Raw genomic sequence first — 15,426 nt, 5'->3', positions numbered from 1 at the left:
ATGACCGGCACCTCACTGCGCCACGGCGTCGCGCAGGGACTTCTGGAGATCCCTCAGGGCCTGCTTGCTGCTCTTGTTGCCGGTCATGGCGGCGTAGGCCTCGCGCTGGATGGCCGCGGTCGCGTCGCCGTACTGCACCACGCGGGGGCGTGGCTGCGCGTGCAGGATCGAGCGCTTGAGCGTGGGCAGGTACGGGTACTTCTTCACCAGTGCCTTGTCGTCGTAGAGCTTCGCATAGGGCGGTGCGAGAGAGCCGTCCTTGAGAGCCAGGCGGGCGTTGGCCTCGCTGGTGTAGAACTTCATGAAATCGATGGCTGTGGCCTTGTTCTTCGCGAAGGAGGACAGGGCCAGATCATGGCCGCCGAGGCTGGAGGTGCCGGTGGCATTCAGGCCGGGCAGCGGAGCGACGGCGAACTTCCCGGAGGTCTCGCTCTTGCTCTTTTCCACGAGGGAGTACATGTAGGGCCAGTTTCGCGCGAAGATCAGCTCACCCTTCTGGAAGGCACGGCGTGCGTCCTCCTCCTGGTAGGTGGTGGCCTCCTTCGGGATCGTTTTGTCCTTGACCGACGCGGCAAGGAAGTCGAGCCCCTTGCGCGCCTTCGAGGTGTCGACGTGGGGCTTCCCGTGCGCGTCGAGGATCTCGCCGCCCGCCGAGTGCACGGCTTCGGCGAAGTTCACCGTCAGACCTTCGTACTTGTGGAACTGCCCCGCATAGCAGGACATGCCCTTCGCTCCGGGGAGCTTCTTGACCTTGGCGCAGTCCTTCTTCATCTGGGCCCAGGTGGTCGGGGGCTGGGCTATCCCGGCCTTCTTCAGCAGGTCGGTGCGGTAGTACAGCATGCCGCCGTCCGAACTGGCCGGGATCGCGTACTGGCCACCGCGGTACTTACCCGTCTCCACGATGGGCTTCACCATCTTCCCCAGCGGAAACTCGTCGGCCGGGAGCCTGTCGATCCACCGGTGTGCGGCGAACTCCGAGGTCCACACGACGTCGAGGGAGAGCACCGTGTAGGCGTCGGACTTCGTCTGCGCGTTCTGGATCATCTGCTGCCGCTGCGTGTCGGGGTCCGTGGGCAGCTGGATGAAGGTGACCTTCTCCTTGGGGTGGTTGGTGTTCCAGCGGTCGATGATCTTCTTGGTGACGCCTGTCGAATCCTTGCCGGCGACGTACGTGATCGGGCCGCGGCCGGTGAACTCGGGCTCGTCCTGCGCTGCGGAGCCGCTTGCCCCGGATGAGCCGCAGGCGGTTGCGGCGAGGCCGACGGCGAGGAGTAGGGACGAGCACTGCAGGGCTCTGGCGGTACGGGCGTTCACGGTGTTTCTCCTGACGCTGCTGAGCGGAAAGGCTTGCCGACCGCCGGGGAAGAGCCGCGGCCGGGTTCGGGGAAGAAAGGGGCGGAAAGGGGTACGCGCTGCAGGGGGGAACGCGCAGGCCGGCTGGCCGGCATTGGCGGAACCCGCCGATGGCCCGTGACGACGGACGCGTTGCGCCGGTCGGTGTGGTCAGCGTTCTCCGCCCTGATGGCGATTGGTAACCAACCCATTACCTGTGGTGGTCATGTGGAGTCTCTTCTTGTCTTCGGCTGGGAGCCGGGTGCTGATGCCGTCGAGGATGAACGGGCGTATGCATGCGCTGTCTTGAGCGTCTGAGGAGTTAAAGCGCAGGTGAATGGGGTGGTTACCTGGCGCTGGGGACTGGTGTCAGCTTCCTCAGGAAAGCGATGCCACGCTAGGAGTGGGATCAGATGAAGTCAATGCGCTACGTCGTAGTAACTGAACGACTCATAAGTCCAGAATTGCCCAATTACAGCCATGGGCAGACGATCAATCGGGGAGGTCTTCGCGGCAAAGAGCTCTGACAGCGCTGTCATGAGCTCTCGTATCCGCCCTTGTCCTCGTGCTAGCGTCCTGACCATGCCCTCAGTGCAACGGCACCCCACCATGGTCGATGTCGCCCAGCTGGCCGGGGTCTCCCCCTCCACGGTCTCGCGTACTCTCCGCGGACTGACGAACGTCACCCCTGACGTGCGGGCGCGGGTCGAGCAGGCCGCGAGGGAGCTCAACTTCGCCGTCTCCCGTCAGGCCGCCAGCCTGGTGACGGGCAAGACCGGGGCGGTGGCCGTCCTCGTGCCCACGCTCAACTCATGGTTCATCGGCACGGTCCTGGACAACCTCGGGCCCATGCTGCGCGCCGCGGGCATGGAACTGGTCGTCTATGTCACCCCGAACATGGCCGAGCGCGCCTCCTTCTTCGAACGGCTGCCGGCCAGGCGGAACGCCGATGCGCTGCTGGTCTTCTCCTTCGACCTCACCGACGAGGAGGCGACCCGGCTGGACGACCTGGAGATGCCGGTCATATACGTCAGCCAGCACGCCAAGGGCCGGGCGAGCGTGTACGTCGACGACGTGGACGCCTCCCGGAAAGGCACCCAGCACCTGATCAACCTGGGGCACCGGCGTATCGCCTTCTTCCAGACGATCGGCCCCAGCGGTTTCGTCTTCAGCACGCACGAGCGGCTGACGGGCTACCGGCAGGCGCTCGCCGAGGCGGATCTCGCATTCGACGAGGAACTGGTGGTCGCTTCGTCGGCCGACGACGAACGCGGCATCGTGGAGGCGGTCGGGCAACTGCTGACCCTGCGGGAGCCGCCTACCGCGATCTTCGTGGACCAGGACCAGGTCGCGGTCTCCGTCCTGTGGTCCCTGCGCAGGGCCGGTATCGAGATCCCGAACCATATGTCCGTGCTCGGCTTCGACGACCACGAAACCGCCCGGTGGGCGGACCTGACGACGATCGCCCAGCAGCCGGCCGACATCGGGCGTGCCGTCGGCGAGCTCTACCAGACCCTCGTCAACGACCCCGAGGCGGACCGGGAGCAGCACATCGTCCTTCCCACCCGCCTGATCCCGCGGAACACCACGGCCCCGCCACCGCGCGATGCGCCGGCTCCCGGTGTCTGACAGACAAGATCTCCCGGCACACCTCGTGTCGTTGTGTCGTTGTGTCGTTGCCGTTCCGTGGTCCGGCGCCCCGTACCACGCTGCAGGTGGGTGCCCGCGCCACTGCGCACTTCCGGCCACGGTCATGCCGTACCGGGGTGAAGGACGTCTGCCGATCGTCGAACCTCGGCGGAACAGGGACTCTCCGTCCGCAGCGGCGATCAGGGCGAGAGCGCGGGCGGGCGCCAGGCTCACCCAGGTGGCGGTCCGGCCTGAGTCTCCGCCAGCGATACCTCGGCCCGGACGGTTTCGAGCCGGCAACGCCTGACGGCCAAGGGCCTACCGGAGCTTCCCTCGCTTATCGGCTGCCGCCCAATTCGAAGAGCAGGAACAGAAAACCGGCCATCAGATGGCCCGCCACCACGTAGACGAACAGCCGCAGGGCCAGACCGCGAGGAAAGCGCCCGTCACCGCGCTCCTCGCCCGGTTCGTCCCTGCGTCTGCGCTGGGCGGGCGGTGGGACGGAACCTGGGGAGGGCTGCCCGGAGACGGACGTGCCCGACGCCGGAGGCTGCGGCTGGGCGGGCTGTTCGGTGGTCATGGTCGGAAAGCCTTCTGCTCGTTTGCGGCCAGGACTCGCACATGCGGGGGCCGGGAGTCCTACGGGGTGGGGGTCGGGGCTCAGCGTTGCGGGGTGCTGCCGTGTGCGGCGTGGCCGGGCAGGCCGTTCACACAGAGGTCGGCGGTGGGGGACTGGAGGAGCGTGTGGACGAAGAGCAGGTCCACGCCGTTGGCCGAGACGGCTTCCAGACGGTGCGGGGTGAGGGAGTCGAAGTGCGCCGAGTCCCCTGGTGCAAGCGTTTCGGTGACCTGTCCGAGAGCCAGCCGCAGTTCCCCGCGCTGTACGTGGATCCACTCCTCGCCGGGATGGACGCGGACCAGATCGCGCTGCCTGCCGCGCGGCACATGGACGCGGAGCGCCTGCATGGCGTGCCCGGACCTGCCCGCCTGCCAGTAGCGCCACCCTCCGGCATCGACGGATTCCATCTCGGCGCCCCGGACCACGGAATGGGCGGCCGTGGCCGTCTCGCCCAGGAGCTCGCCGACAGTCGTGCCGTAGACACGCGCGAGGGTGAGCAGGAGCGGCAGAGATGGCTGTCGCTTCCCGGTCTCCAGCCGGGAGAGGTGGGCGGGGGAGAGACCGGCCCTGTGCGCCGACGCCTCCAGAGTCAGCCCGCTGCGCCGCCTCAGCAGGCGCATCCGGGGCGCGAACGCGGGGAGGTCTCCCGCCTCCGGCCCGGCTGACTCATCATGGGGAGGGTTCGGACGCATACCCTGATTAAGACACGACTCCTCCCGCTGGGCAAAAGTCTTGCCTCCCAGGCAAAAACTCGGCAATGTCGTCCAGCCCGTGAACCGATTCGTCCTGGGCCGCCGCCCCGAACCGGGGCCGCCCTCCTCCCTGCTTCCTCCACGGCTCGCCGGACTTCTTCGACAACTCGCCGAGCAGCCTCAGCAACGGCCGAAGCTCTCCACTGGTGCACCTGCGCGAACACATCACTGTCGCGAAGATCGCCACCGGGTTCGGAATAAGCGAGCACCGCCCACGCCTATACCAGCGCGCTCGTCGCCCTGCTCGCCGCGCGTGCGCCGGGTCCGCTGAAGATACTGCGCGAGCACGAGCCCGACTTCGTCCTACTCGACGGCGCCCTCGCCGAGTGCGACCGGGTCGGCGACGGCCGGGCCGACTACTCCCACAAACACCGGCGCCGCGGCGTGAACGTGCAGGTCGTCACCGATCCCGGTGGCCTGGCGGATCTTCCGCGGATCCCGCTGCAGCCCCATCCGCATGACCTCAATCGCCAAGGCGGTCCTCACGCTGGAGCTGCAACGCCGAAGAAGCTCAGTACTCCTTGCAGCATCCGAACCTCCTTGATGTTGGTGTCGTGAGACCAACTCTCGCCCTCCGAGGCGTTTGTTGGGTCGATAGCCGGGGCGCCGTTCATGACGACCTGGTGGCTGGCGTTGATCAGCCGGTACAGCAACGACTCGGCGACAACGGGGTTGGGGAAGAGGGGAAGCCTGTCGCTGGGCGTCCGGTTGCTGATGACGACCAGGGCAGCAGCATGAACCCTCCTGTGTCTGATGTGCGACAGGTGTCGTGCACGGAGGTGGCCGGATGCCGCTCGAGTGCGCATCGGGCGGTCACTGCCTCATCCAGTCCGAGCCGGCAGACCCTTGAGCAGAAAGTTGCGTGGCGCGAATATTTGCGTGCCACGCACTCTCTGCTAGCGTGAATGGCTATGAGTGGTCTTCGGGAACGGAAGAAGGAAGCCACGCGCACAGCGCTGAGCTGGGCCGCAGTCCGGCTCACCGTCGAGCGCGGGTGGAGTGCGGTCAAGGTCGAAGACATCGCTGCGGCGGTCGGTGTGTCTCCGCGCACCTACAACAACTACTTCTCCAGCAAGGCCGAAGCGATCGCGTTTCGCTACCGTGAGCGCTCCTTGCGGCTCGCGGCCGAGCTGCGACAGGGACCGTCCGGCGAGCCCTTGTGGGAGGCAATCACTCGGGCGGCACTACGGCAGCTGGAGCCTGGCCCCGAGGTGGAGCACATGCCACCCCAGGAGCCCGATGAGTGGGCGGCCGGTCTCCGGGTGATGTTGGCCGAACCCGCACTGGAGGCCGAGATGCTGCGTGCGAGCAAGATTGCGGAGAAGGAGCTTGCCGCAGCGATCGCTGACCGCACGGGCACGGATCCCGGGGCCGATCTCTACCCTCGCCTGGTGGCCGCGAGCGTGATGGCCGCGAACAATGCCGCCCTCGAGCTGTTCGTGCAAGGCGGTACGGGTGAGCCGATGGAGGTTCTGCTGCCCCGGGCTCTGCGCATGGTGGCCACCGGACTTCCCACTCCGTAGGCCCCTCCTTTCCGCTCTGAACAGGGGCTGCTGCTTGCAGCCACCCCTACCCCCTCCATTCCTTAGATGCGGAGAAATGTCATGCTTGATGTAGTAATCGTCGGTGGCGGCCCGAACGGGTTGATGCTCGCCTGCGAGCTGGCACTGGCTGGGGTGCGTCCGGTCGTGCTGGAGCGTCTCGCCGGCCCGAAGACCGAGCCCCGGGCGAACGGTCTGGTTGGTCAGGTGGTGCGGATGCTCGACCGACGTGGTCTCTACGCACGCATCAGCGGATCCAGCGAACCGCCCCGACCCGCGCCCCGCTACATGTTCGGCGCGTTCACGCTGGACCTCACAGGTCTCAATGACAACCCCGTGAGCCTGCTCCCGGCGCCGCAGGAGCAGATCGAAAGGGTTCTCGCCGAACGCGCCGTAGAACTCGGCGTCGACCTCCGCAGGGGGCAGGAGGTGGCCGATCTGCACCAGGACGACGACTTCGTCCGGATCACCCTTGCCGGCGGTGAGACTCTCACCGCCCATTACCTGGTAGGGGCTGATGGGGGACACAGCGTGGTACGACGCTTGTCCGGCATCGGCTTCCCTGGCGTGACCACCGACGACTTCGTCACCCGCTCCGCGAACGTGTCCGTGACAGACGAATACCTGGGTCCGGACGGCAGCCTGCACGTTCCCGGCTACGGCAGCCTGCCACCCCTGCTGTACGTGCGCACGGAGCGCGGCACGATCGCGTGGGGCCTGCTGCCTGGCCGAGTGCCTGTCCTCAACACCACCGAAACCGGCAGGCCGGACGAGCACACCACTCCGATGACCTTCGAAGAGATGATGGCGAGCGCCGAACGTGTGCTGGGTGTGCCCGTCCCGCTGGGTCCGCCGGAGGGAGAGGGACCGCACTTGCTTCGACGTCTTGTCGGCGGAAACACCCGACTGGCAGAGCGCTACCGGGACAGGCGGGTACTGCTGCTGGGCGACGCGGCCCACGTGCACTCGGCGATCGGCGGCCCGGGACTCAACCTCGGCCTGCAGGACGCGGTCAACCTCGGTTGGAAGCTGGCCGCCACAGTGCGAGGGTGGGCCCCCGAAGGTCTGCTCGACACCTACGACGAGGAACGCCGGCCTGTCGCAGAACACGTCGTGGCCTCGACCCTGTCCCAGTCGGCACTGATGCGTCCCGGACCGGAAGTCAGTGCCCTGCGGACCGTCTTCGGCGACCTGCTCGCCTCACCCGGCGGCACCGAATGCATCGCCCACCTGCTCGCTGGAACCACCGAGGGCTTCGCGCCCGACCTCGTGGTCCACACCGGCGCAGGCCCCCGCCGGCTGGCCGACTTGACAACCACCGCCCGGCCCTTGCTGCTGGACCTGTGCGGCGACTTCGCCGAGGCCGCGAAGCCCTGGCACGACCGGGTCGATGTCATGAGCGGCAAGGCAGAGGGCACGAACGCGACCGGCCTGCTGCTGCGCCCCGACTGCCACATAGCATGGACCGGACACGAGCCGAACGACGTCGACGGTCTGCGAGCCGCGCTGCACCAATGGTTCGGCGGACCGCTGAGCGACGCCCGCCCGTGAGCTGGAGCAGGTCAGCGGTTGAGCTGGGTCATCAACTCGCGGTTGGTGACACGAGTCGCGTACTTCGCATCGGGCGAAGGCGCACGTCGTTACGGCGTCCCTGCTCCGCGTGCTCGAAAGCAGGGAGCCGGAGTCCAACGATGCCCGTACCTGATGCCATCGGCTTCCTGAGCCAGTGACGACGAGGCCCGCCACCTGACGGGCCTCATCGTCTCACTCGCGCTGACACGGGGCTCCCCGCAAGCAACGCAGAAACCTCACCGCGCTTCTTCGGCGTGTCAACTCCAGTGTGAGGACCGCCTTGGCGAGTGAGGCCATGCGGTTGGGGCTGCAGCGGGATCTGCGGATGCTCGGGAGTTACGGCCTGGCGCCGACAGCGGGACTGGACGGAAGCCGGCCCCGCCCCGGCTCCAAGCACCATCTGATCGTCGACCGCCACGGAACCCCGCTCGCCGTGACGCCTACCGGCAGCAACCGGCACGATGCCACCCAACTCATGCTCCTGTTGGATGCGGTCCCGCTGATCCGGGGTGTGCGGGGACGCCCCGCCACAAGCCCCGGCGGCTGTACGCCGACCGGGGCCACGACTTCGACAAGCACAGTTCCTACTGTGGAAGCGCGGCGGCAAACCCGTGATCGCCCGACGTGGCGTCGCCCCAGGTTCCGGACTGGACAAGGTGCGCTGGGTGGCCGAACGCTCCTTCGCCCGGCTCCAGCCGAGACGGTCACGGACGATCTCGCTCGCTGCTATCCGCCGCGTCAGGAGGGGCTCGGGCTCGAACTGCGGGCTCGGGCTCGAACCGCGGTATCCGGACTGGCTTGCGAAGGACTTCGTAGCCCTCACTCTCCCCGGGCACATGGTGGCCTACCCCGAGCAGGACCGGGCCAGGCAGCCAGGGTCCACGCTACGGCCTGCGGCCACCGCGCGAATTTTCAGGAGTCCAACCCCCGATGATCACGCGGTGGCCGTACCCGTTCCCAGCCGGGCTCGACACAAGATCGCGAAACGGGCTGGAGTACTAGCTGTGCCAGACCGCGATCGAGCTGACGCGATCGTTGAGGTAGCCGAGGTCGGACCGGTAGTCGTTGACCCGCGTCACCGCGCCGCCCCAGTTCGCGTGTTCGTGGACGTTGGCCGTGTTGCAGGCACCGTGCAGCCGAATCGACCGCGCAAAGTCGTTGTACGACCAGCCCAGCGTGGGGTACCTGTAGCCGGCAGGGTCACAGTCGCCGTCGTAGCCGTAGATGGTGTACGAGCGGCCGGCGAAGTTGCTGTCGTCGTACAGTGTGAACAACGGTGCCGGCGGGGCTGCGGTGCCGGACGCCCTCACGTTGAGCGCCGACGCGCTGTCGGCACACTGTTCCGAGACGACCTTCGACTCCGCCTGCCCCGGCTCGACTTTCTTGATGACGATGGCGCAGTGCTCCGGGCCGCTCGCGGCGTCGGCCGTGCTCCACGCTGAGGCCGAGCCGGTGGAAAGTGTTCCCGCCGCCAGCGCAGCGACGCCGACAGCAGCGATTCGTGATCCCACGTGCAATGGTCTTCTCTTCCAGTTGGTCGATTCGAAGTCTCATCGAGTACACACGGCACCGGTTGCGAAGCCGGGGCATCGAATACCGCCGAACTCATCGGGAAAATGCCGCAGTCCGATGCTTGCAGGAGAGCCGAAGCCCACTCAAGGCTGGGCCGATAGGATCTCGACCGGATCGATAGTGAACTCTCTATGGGTGGTTCACCAGCGCCGGGACCCCCGTATGCGTCGGCGAGGGCAGCGGAGCTGGGTGATCCATCCCGCGATCCACCGCCCGAGGTCAGAAACCTCGTTGATTGCCCTGCGGCCGACTGTCAGCGTGCCGAGTGACGGACACGGAAGCTGTTCAGCGGCTGTTCGACGAGTTGGCGCAGGAATACGGTCAGCATATTCCGTTCTTCAGTACGTCGTTCGGTCGCGGTCTCGTCGCCTGGTGCGAGCTGCGGCCTGGTGGTCGGGTTTTGGACATTGTTGCCGGTCGTGGGGCGATCACTGGGCCGGCAACCGTGCTGTGGGAAATCGCGATGAGGTGATCGCGATCGACAACGCCCCAAGATGCTTGCTGCTTTGGCCTCCGATCACTGGACGCCCGCAGTTGGGCTGCCGTGTCATGGACGCCACCAGCTTGATCTCCCCGACAACTACTTCGATGTCGTCACCCGTTGGTTCACCCTCCATTTCCTCGACGATCCGGAGACGGCGATCAGCAAGGCCCATCGGGTGCTGCGCCCCGGTGGCCTGTTCGCCTTCTCAGGCCCGCCGACGAATGGCCCAGCCGATGAGGAACCCGAAGGGCCCAGCACGCCGCACGACGACTGTTGGGCTTTCTACCGCGAGCTGATCAGCGACATGGCTTCCCGAACAAGCGCGTTGAAGAAACCTGATCCGTTCACGTCGCCATGAGCTTTCGGATGCCGAGTGGGAGTTGTTGCAGCCTTTGCTGCCCCGGCCTTCCAAGGGGGCGTCCGCGGGTGGATGACCGGCAGGTTCTCAACGGGATCGTGTAGAAATTGCGGACCGGTTCCGCCTGGCGGGACGTGCCCGACCGGTACGGGCCCCACCCACGTCATGGAGGCGATACGGGTGCCCGCTCCGGACCGGGACGCCCCCGGACGCGGCCCGACCATCTCATCGGCGACAAGGGCTACAGCTCCAAGGCGATCCGCGCCTGGCTGCGGAACAGGAAGATCACGTACACCATCCCCGAACGCGCCGACGAGATCGTCAACCGGGCCCGGCGAGGCCGCCTCGGCGGCCGTCCACCCGCCTTCGACAAGCAGATCCACAAGCAGCGCAACGTGGCGGAACGGTGTTTCAGACGACTCAAACAGTGGCGCGGCATCGCCACCCGCTACGAAAAGACCGCCGAGACCTACTAAGTAGCAGTCACCCTCGCATCACTCCTGAGGTGGCTTTGACGACAACTCCTAGCGGCGCCCCTCCTCCTGAATGGCCGAGTCCCGTACGACCATCGCCGCGATGGTGCGGATCAGGGCGATGTCGGCGCGGTCCCGGTTGCTGGCGGCCCATGCGAGGGCCATCGTGCACGAGGGGGCGTCCACCAGGTCGCGGTAGACGATGCCGGGGCGGGGATAGAAGGTGCGGGCGGAGGCCGGGAGGAAGCCGATGGCCTGGCGACGCGAGACCACGTGCAGCACACCCTCCACGTCCACGGCCAACGGGCCGAAGCGCGGGGGCGATCCGTCGGGGCGGGGGTTCATGGCCCAGTAGTCGCGCCATTCCCGGGGTGACTCGGGCGGCATGGTGACCATGGTGTGTCCGGAGAGCTGATCCAGCCTCAGCCTGTCTTCGGCGGCCAGGGGGTCCTCGGCCGGGAGGCAGACGACACGGGGTTCCTCTGCCAGTTCCAGCACTTGGATGCCGTGCGGGGCGGGTGGGCGCAGAAAGGCGGTGTCCACCTCGCCGGAGGCCAACGCCTCGTATTGGTTGACGAAGTTGAGGCTGCGCATCTCGACGGTAAGCCCAGGCTGCCGCTTGTTCAGCTCGTCGAGGATGGCGTGGGTGTGCGGCATCGCAGGCTCGGCCGAGAGCGTGCCGATCACGAGGCGCCCGGAGACCTGCCGCGACCGGGCCTCGGCCGCGCGGCGCAGCTCGGCCATGGCATCCGTCACCGCGCGCGCCCGGGGCAGCAGCGCACGCCCCGAGGAGGTCAGCTCCACGGTGCGGGAGGTACGGTCGATCAACTGGAGCCCCAGGCGCCGCTCCAAGGACCGGATCTGCTGGCTGAACGCCGGCTGGGTCATGAACAGCCGTGCGGCGGCCCGCCCGAAGTGCAGTTCCTCCGCCAGGGCGATGAAGAGCCGGAGCTGATGGACGCTCGGGTCCGCGTTCCCGCTCGACGGTCCGGTGGGCGGGGGCACGGCCCCGTTGCCACGTATTGCCATGGGAAGAACCTAGCGTCGACTCCCTTCCGGAACCAGCTCACCTGCGGCGATCGAGGCTCGGGCCGGCTCGCGCGCTGACGCGGCAGCCAAACCTGCTTACCGAGGGAATGCCCTCACCATGGCCGCCGACTTGGAGGTGGGCTTTCGGCTGTCCTCGGTAACGGCAGTCACGCATGCCGTGCCCGTGAGCGAACTCGTTGATGGTGCCCCCGCCCCGGAGCGGACCGCGTAGCGGGCTTTTCGCGGGGGTGCGTCACGGGGCGACCGGCACTGCCGCGCTGGCCTGGGCAAAGTCCCTTCCCTGTGCGAGGAAGGGGCGGGAGCGTGTCAGCCGCAAGATCGTAGCGGCCCGGCCCGCCCTCCCCGTGCGGTCAAGGGGCTCTTGTGCCCCCTCGGGAATACTCGTCCACCCGCCGGGGCGTGTCGGTACCGCACCGTTGACGACGGTGCGCAGCAGCGGCGGCACTGCTGACGGCTGGGAGCGTGGGAGCGCGAGTGCTCCCGGAGGGCTCCCATCATGGGAGCAAACGCACGTACGCAAGAAGCCGTCCCAGCAAACGCTGGAACGGCTTCCGATCTGCGATCTTCGCAGTCGGGACGGCGGGATTTGAACCCACGACCCCTTGACCTCCAGCTGCGCGTCAATTCCGTGCCACGGCTCGCATCGAGAGGTACCGGGCAGTACGGTTCCGTAACCGATTGTCACGCCAGGTACGAGCCTCGGGGTGAGTCAAGTGCCCCGGGTGAGGCCGGATCTGCTGGCCTCACCGATCACGGGCTCGGTCAGGAGTCGGCTGATGCCAGCCCCTGCGCTTCATCCGCCACGAACGCCAAAGCCAACTCAGGCGGGTCCAATTACCAGGGCATAGAAGCTCAGTGCGCGTTTGAGATCTGGCCAGCGCCGTGTTGAGAGGTTGCTGTTGCTGCCCGTCGGTCGAGGGTCCGAAGCGTCACTGGTCAGTTGAATCCGATCTCGGTGAAGGCGTAACCCCCACGCTCTGTGTATGGCAGTGCCTGTTGAGCGATGAGCGTCGGAGCCTGCCGGAAGTACTGGCGGTATCCGGACGCGCGGAACTTCAATTCGAACGCATGGCCCTCGATGTGCCAGAGCGGCAGATCTTGTCGGCCGTCGTCAGGCACCAGACGGTGCAAACCGTTGATCTTCAGGTCCGGGATCGTGCGCTTGAAGTCAAGGTCCCCCTCAAGGTCCCAGACATCTTCGAAGACGAGCGTTGCGGGGGACACCCAGAAGGAGAAATGCGTCGCCGGTGGGACCGGGTGGACCCAGCGGACGATGTAGTCGAGGTCAAGGAGAAGCCGTGGCAGAATCTCCTCGGTTTCCTGCACTGACAGGCCGTGGATGGTGGCGTCGTGCCAGCCCATCTCCTCGAAGTCGGCATCGCTCCACGCGCTCTTGGAAAGACCTGATTCCTGGTGGCCGCCGTTGTCCATATTCGTATCCAAGCAGACCGCTTGCCGGTACCCGTCATGGGCTGGGGACGCAGGAGAGGGGCCAAGGTCCTTGTCGTGTCACCGGTCGGCCTCGCGCGAGGCGGCGGACCATGATGCCGATCATCGCCCAGCGGATCATGGTCTCCGACCTGGGCGGGCTGGTCTCGTGGTCCCGGGCGAGGCGACGGTGAGCGTTCATCCGCGAGAATGTGCGCTCAACCGCCCATCGCTTCGGCTGGACCTGGAAGTCCCGCTGGTCAGGGGGCTTGCGGACGATCTCCAGTTCGCGGCCGAGGATCGTGGCGGTCCAGTCGACCAGGCGGTCGGCGAAGCCCTGGTCAGCCCAGATCTTCGTGACACTTGGGTGGTCGAGGCGCGTCCACAGCGGTGAGCGTTTCGCGCCGTCGCGGTCCTGGACGTTCGCGGCGACGATGCGGGAGAAACGCCTAGTACATCTGCCGTGTCGGGTCCATGTCCACGGTCCGTTGGCGGGTCAGCAGGCCCGCAATGGCTTCTATGGTGTCGCCCGTGCTCGCGGCTGCCAAGGTGACGGACCAAGGACTCGCCAGTTCTTCATGTGGGCGATGCCGTGCTGACCGCTGGCCGCTCCGGCCTCGTGGCCGATCGGGTGCAGCTGATCAACCGCCTGCGTGACGTGCTGACCGGGGTCTTCCCCGCGCTGGAGTGGGCCTTCGACTACTCGGCCCGCAAAGGTGCGCTGGTCTTGCTGACGGGCTACCAGACCCCGGCCGCGATCCGGTGCTGCGGCCGGTACCGTCTGACAACCTCGCTCGCCAACCGCGGCGTGCGCGGCGCCGACGCGGTCGCCGCGACCGCGCTGGATGCCGCCCAGGCCCAGCAGACCGCGCTGCCCGGCGAGGACGTCGCCGCACAGATCGTCGCCGACCTGGCGGCACAGATCCGGGCCCTGGACGACCGTCTGAAGCGTATCGACAAGCAGATCCGTGAGACGTTCCGCAGCCACCCGCAGGCCGAGATCATCGAGTCCCTGCCCGGCATGGGCCCGATACTCGGGGTCGAGTTCGTCGCCGCCGGGGACCTGTCCGCCTACGTCGACGTCGGCCACCTGGCCTCGGCGGCCGGGCTGGTCCCCGTCCCACGCGACTCCGGATGCAGGACCGGCAACCTCCACCGTCCCAAGCGCTGCAGCTGCCGCCTGCGACGGGTGCTCTACATGTCCGCGCAGACCAGCATCATCCGCGAGGGCCCGAACTGGGACTTCTACCTCAAGAAGCGCGGCGAGGGCTGCAAACACGTTCAGGCCGTCATCGCCCTCGCCCGCCGACGAGCCAGCGTGCTCTGGGCACTGCTGCGTGTCGGACGAGTCTTCACCCCCGCCCTGCCGGTCACGCAGCGGCTTGGCTTCGTCATTGAGACTCCTGGCGCGACTACCGCGACCTGCTCATCGCTGCTCACCAGCAGCTCGACGGCCCGATCGTCCTCGCCTGGGACGACCTGAGCGTCCACAAGGCCGCCGATCTGCGGCAGTGGGAGGCAACCCGCGAATGGCTGACCGTCGACTACCTGCCGCACTACGCGCCCGACCTCAACCCGGTCGAAGGGATCTGGTCCCTGCTGCGGCGCGGCTGGCTGTCCAACGTCGCCTTCACCACCCCGAACACCTCATCCAGCGCATCCGCGTGGCCTACGCCAGGTCCAGTAGCGCCGCGACGTCCTCGACGGCTGCCTCACCGGAACCCGACTCGTGCTCGCCCCACCATGACGACATCACGCTTTCAAAGTCAGTAGTACTCTCCGGGGAGGCGGATAGCCAACAGGCGGGGGCAATCTGCTTCCTGAGGTACAGCACAGCCGAGTTCGTATTGGATCTTCTGTAGCGCGTTCTGGTGCGCCTTTGCGGGGGCTCCGCGCTCGATCGCCTCTCGATACCCGGTTATATTGTCGAGTACATCCGGTCGGATTCCGCTGTCGCACTGAGGAAGGAGGGGATCGAAGGAAGAGAGGATATCCCCGTCTTCCGCGTAAGATATCCAGGCGATTCCTGTCTCACTTTTCAGGGCCGAGAGAGCAACCCGTGCCTCGCGATACGGACTGGATGATCTCTTTCTTGGCTAGGTAAGGTCCCTCCGACTCAATGACGAAGCACCAGTCATCGTGAGTGCCGGCACGCAACAACGGGCCGTCGGCGCAGATCATCCCGCTGCTGCGCAGTTCATCGATATCCAGCTCAGGAACGTCCTCCTCTTCGAGATCCTCCCCGGCCATTTTGATGGCCTCGGCTTCCATCCGGTCCACAAGGACGGGGCGATACTCATCGCCCGATATCTGGGAGAGAATGTCAGTGGGTGAAATCCCGCGCACGAAGAGAGCACAATAGCCGGTGTCATACAGCTCCGAGTTCGGCAAAAGCTTCATGTTCACGATGCTGCCTCACTTGTCAGCTCTTCACTGTGTGGCCTGGTTCCCCGGCCGGCGAACCAGGCCACAGGGGACTGCCGTGCTAGCCGTTTCCGGCACCGGCATCCACCCAGTAGGGATCATTCTCTAGCAGGCGCCACTGCACGGTCTTCCGGCCGAGGTCACCACCCACACCCGTATTCTGGTCGTTCGGCATGCTAGCGCGACCGCACT

Annotated in this window: 13 protein-coding genes and 6 pseudogenes; 10 read left to right on the top strand and 9 right to left on the bottom strand. The window is 66.8% G+C overall.

What is annotated here, in order from left to right; genetic code table 11:
* Positions 1-12: 12 nt before the first annotated feature.
* A complete protein-coding gene (locus JW592_RS25800) occupies positions 13-1,314 on the bottom strand; it encodes an ABC transporter substrate-binding protein (protein WP_209267629.1) in 1,302 nt (433 codons plus the stop codon).
* Between the two features lie 600 nt (positions 1,315-1,914).
* Between JW592_RS25800 and JW592_RS25795 the strand changes: the two genes are divergently transcribed.
* Positions 1,915-2,961: a LacI family DNA-binding transcriptional regulator gene (locus JW592_RS25795; protein WP_307805547.1), complete on the top strand. Its 1,047-nt coding sequence runs from the start codon at positions 1,915-1,917 to the stop codon at positions 2,959-2,961.
* Positions 2,962-3,298: 337 nt separating this feature from the next.
* Here JW592_RS25795 and JW592_RS33650 read toward each other — a convergent pair whose 3' ends face one another.
* Positions 3,299-3,541: a DUF6126 family protein gene (locus JW592_RS33650; protein WP_209267628.1), complete on the bottom strand. Its 243-nt coding sequence runs from the start codon at positions 3,539-3,541 to the stop codon at positions 3,299-3,301.
* Positions 3,542-3,621: 80 nt separating this feature from the next.
* Positions 3,622-4,272, bottom strand: a complete 651-nt coding sequence (locus JW592_RS25785; protein ID WP_209267627.1) for a helix-turn-helix domain-containing protein — start codon at positions 4,270-4,272, stop codon at positions 3,622-3,624.
* Positions 4,273-4,475: 203 nt separating this feature from the next.
* Between JW592_RS25785 and JW592_RS25780 the strand changes: the two are divergent.
* A pseudogene (locus JW592_RS25780) lies at positions 4,476-4,785 on the top strand (transposase family protein); the annotation flags it as partial.
* Positions 4,786-4,911: 126 nt separating this feature from the next.
* On the opposite strand, the pseudogene JW592_RS33700 reads toward JW592_RS25780, so the two are convergent.
* A pseudogene (locus JW592_RS33700) lies at positions 4,912-5,060 on the bottom strand (ATP-binding protein); the annotation flags it as partial.
* 183 nt (positions 5,061-5,243) lie between these two features.
* Between JW592_RS33700 and JW592_RS25775 the strand changes: the two are divergent.
* The 3 genes and pseudogenes from JW592_RS25775 to JW592_RS25765 all read left to right on the top strand — a co-directional run.
* On the top strand, positions 5,244-5,855 hold the full coding sequence (locus tag JW592_RS25775) for an acyl-CoA-like ligand-binding transcription factor (RefSeq protein WP_209267626.1): 612 nt from the start codon (positions 5,244-5,246) through the stop codon (positions 5,853-5,855).
* A gap of 81 nt (positions 5,856-5,936) precedes the next feature.
* The gene (locus JW592_RS25770) at positions 5,937-7,424 is read left to right on the top strand and encodes an FAD-dependent monooxygenase (protein ID WP_209267625.1); all 1,488 of its coding nucleotides are present in this window, start codon (positions 5,937-5,939) and stop codon (positions 7,422-7,424) included.
* 332 nt (positions 7,425-7,756) lie between these two features.
* Positions 7,757-8,158 (top strand): annotated as a pseudogene (locus tag JW592_RS25765) (transposase); the annotation flags it as partial.
* Positions 8,159-8,443: 285 nt separating this feature from the next.
* Here JW592_RS25765 and JW592_RS25760 read toward each other — a convergent pair.
* Entirely contained in the window at positions 8,444-8,956 is a 513-nt protein-coding gene (locus JW592_RS25760; RefSeq protein WP_209267714.1) for a beta/gamma crystallin family protein, read from the bottom strand.
* Positions 8,957-9,282: 326 nt separating this feature from the next.
* Between JW592_RS25760 and JW592_RS25755 the strand changes: the two genes are divergently transcribed.
* From JW592_RS25755 to JW592_RS25745, 3 genes and pseudogenes are all read left to right on the top strand, one after another.
* Positions 9,283-9,489, top strand: a complete 207-nt coding sequence (locus JW592_RS25755; protein ID WP_209267624.1) for a class I SAM-dependent methyltransferase — start codon at positions 9,283-9,285, stop codon at positions 9,487-9,489.
* Between the two features lie 34 nt (positions 9,490-9,523).
* The gene (locus tag JW592_RS25750) at positions 9,524-9,859 is read left to right on the top strand and encodes a class I SAM-dependent methyltransferase (RefSeq protein ID WP_209267623.1); all 336 of its coding nucleotides are present in this window, start codon (positions 9,524-9,526) and stop codon (positions 9,857-9,859) included.
* Positions 9,840-10,332 (top strand): annotated as a pseudogene (locus tag JW592_RS25745) (transposase); the annotation flags it as partial. The gene JW592_RS25750 and the pseudogene JW592_RS25745, both read left to right, overlap by 20 nt.
* Before the next feature lie 51 nt (positions 10,333-10,383).
* Here JW592_RS25745 and JW592_RS25740 read toward each other — a convergent pair.
* From JW592_RS25740 to JW592_RS33645, 3 genes are all read right to left on the bottom strand, one after another.
* Positions 10,384-11,361 (bottom strand): LysR family transcriptional regulator, encoded by a 978-nt coding sequence (locus JW592_RS25740; protein ID WP_209267622.1) that lies wholly within the window; start codon positions 11,359-11,361, stop codon positions 10,384-10,386.
* Between the two features lie 957 nt (positions 11,362-12,318).
* Entirely contained in the window at positions 12,319-12,813 is a 495-nt protein-coding gene (locus JW592_RS25735; protein ID WP_209267621.1) for a hypothetical protein, read from the bottom strand.
* A gap of 34 nt (positions 12,814-12,847) precedes the next feature.
* Positions 12,848-13,246 carry a transposase gene (locus JW592_RS33645; RefSeq protein ID WP_209267703.1) on the bottom strand — a complete coding sequence of 133 codons (399 nt, stop codon included), beginning with the start codon at positions 13,244-13,246 and terminating at the stop codon, positions 12,848-12,850.
* 153 nt (positions 13,247-13,399) lie between these two features.
* On the opposite strand from JW592_RS33645, the pseudogene JW592_RS25725 reads away from it, so the two are divergent.
* A pseudogene (locus JW592_RS25725) lies at positions 13,400-14,188 on the top strand (IS110 family RNA-guided transposase); the annotation flags it as partial.
* Between the two features lie 23 nt (positions 14,189-14,211).
* A pseudogene (locus tag JW592_RS25720) lies at positions 14,212-14,497 on the top strand (transposase); the annotation flags it as partial.
* 344 nt (positions 14,498-14,841) lie between these two features.
* Here JW592_RS25720 and JW592_RS25715 read toward each other — a convergent pair.
* On the bottom strand, positions 14,842-15,210 hold the full coding sequence (locus tag JW592_RS25715; RefSeq protein WP_229376878.1) for a DUF6461 domain-containing protein: 369 nt from the start codon (positions 15,208-15,210) through the stop codon (positions 14,842-14,844).
* Positions 15,211-15,426: the final 216 nt, after the last annotated feature.

Origin of the sequence: Streptomyces spirodelae (assembly GCF_017676385.1) — a bacterium.
GTDB classification, from domain to species: Bacteria; Actinomycetota; Actinomycetes; order Streptomycetales; family Streptomycetaceae; genus Streptomyces; species Streptomyces spirodelae.
This window is presented reverse-complemented; position numbering and strand designations above follow the sequence as displayed.

Coding starts and splice junctions, on each gene's coding strand:
- JW592_RS33650 (WP_209267628.1), bottom strand. CDS start 3,541: ATGACCACCGAACAGCCCGCCCAGCCGCAGCCTCCGGCGTCGGGCACG.
- JW592_RS25785 (WP_209267627.1), bottom strand. CDS start 4,272: ATGCGTCCGAACCCTCCCCATGATGAGTCAGCCGGGCCGGAGGCGGGA.
- JW592_RS25775 (WP_209267626.1), top strand. CDS start 5,244: ATGAGTGGTCTTCGGGAACGGAAGAAGGAAGCCACGCGCACAGCGCTG.
- JW592_RS25795 (WP_307805547.1), top strand. CDS start 1,915: ATGCCCTCAGTGCAACGGCACCCCACCATGGTCGATGTCGCCCAGCTG.
- JW592_RS25740 (WP_209267622.1), bottom strand. CDS start 11,361: ATGGCAATACGTGGCAACGGGGCCGTGCCCCCGCCCACCGGACCGTCG.
- JW592_RS25715 (WP_229376878.1), bottom strand. CDS start 15,210: ATGAAGCTTTTGCCGAACTCGGAGCTGTATGACACCGGCTATTGTGCT.
- JW592_RS25770 (WP_209267625.1), top strand. CDS start 5,937: ATGCTTGATGTAGTAATCGTCGGTGGCGGCCCGAACGGGTTGATGCTC.
- JW592_RS25735 (WP_209267621.1), bottom strand. CDS start 12,813: ATGGACAACGGCGGCCACCAGGAATCAGGTCTTTCCAAGAGCGCGTGG.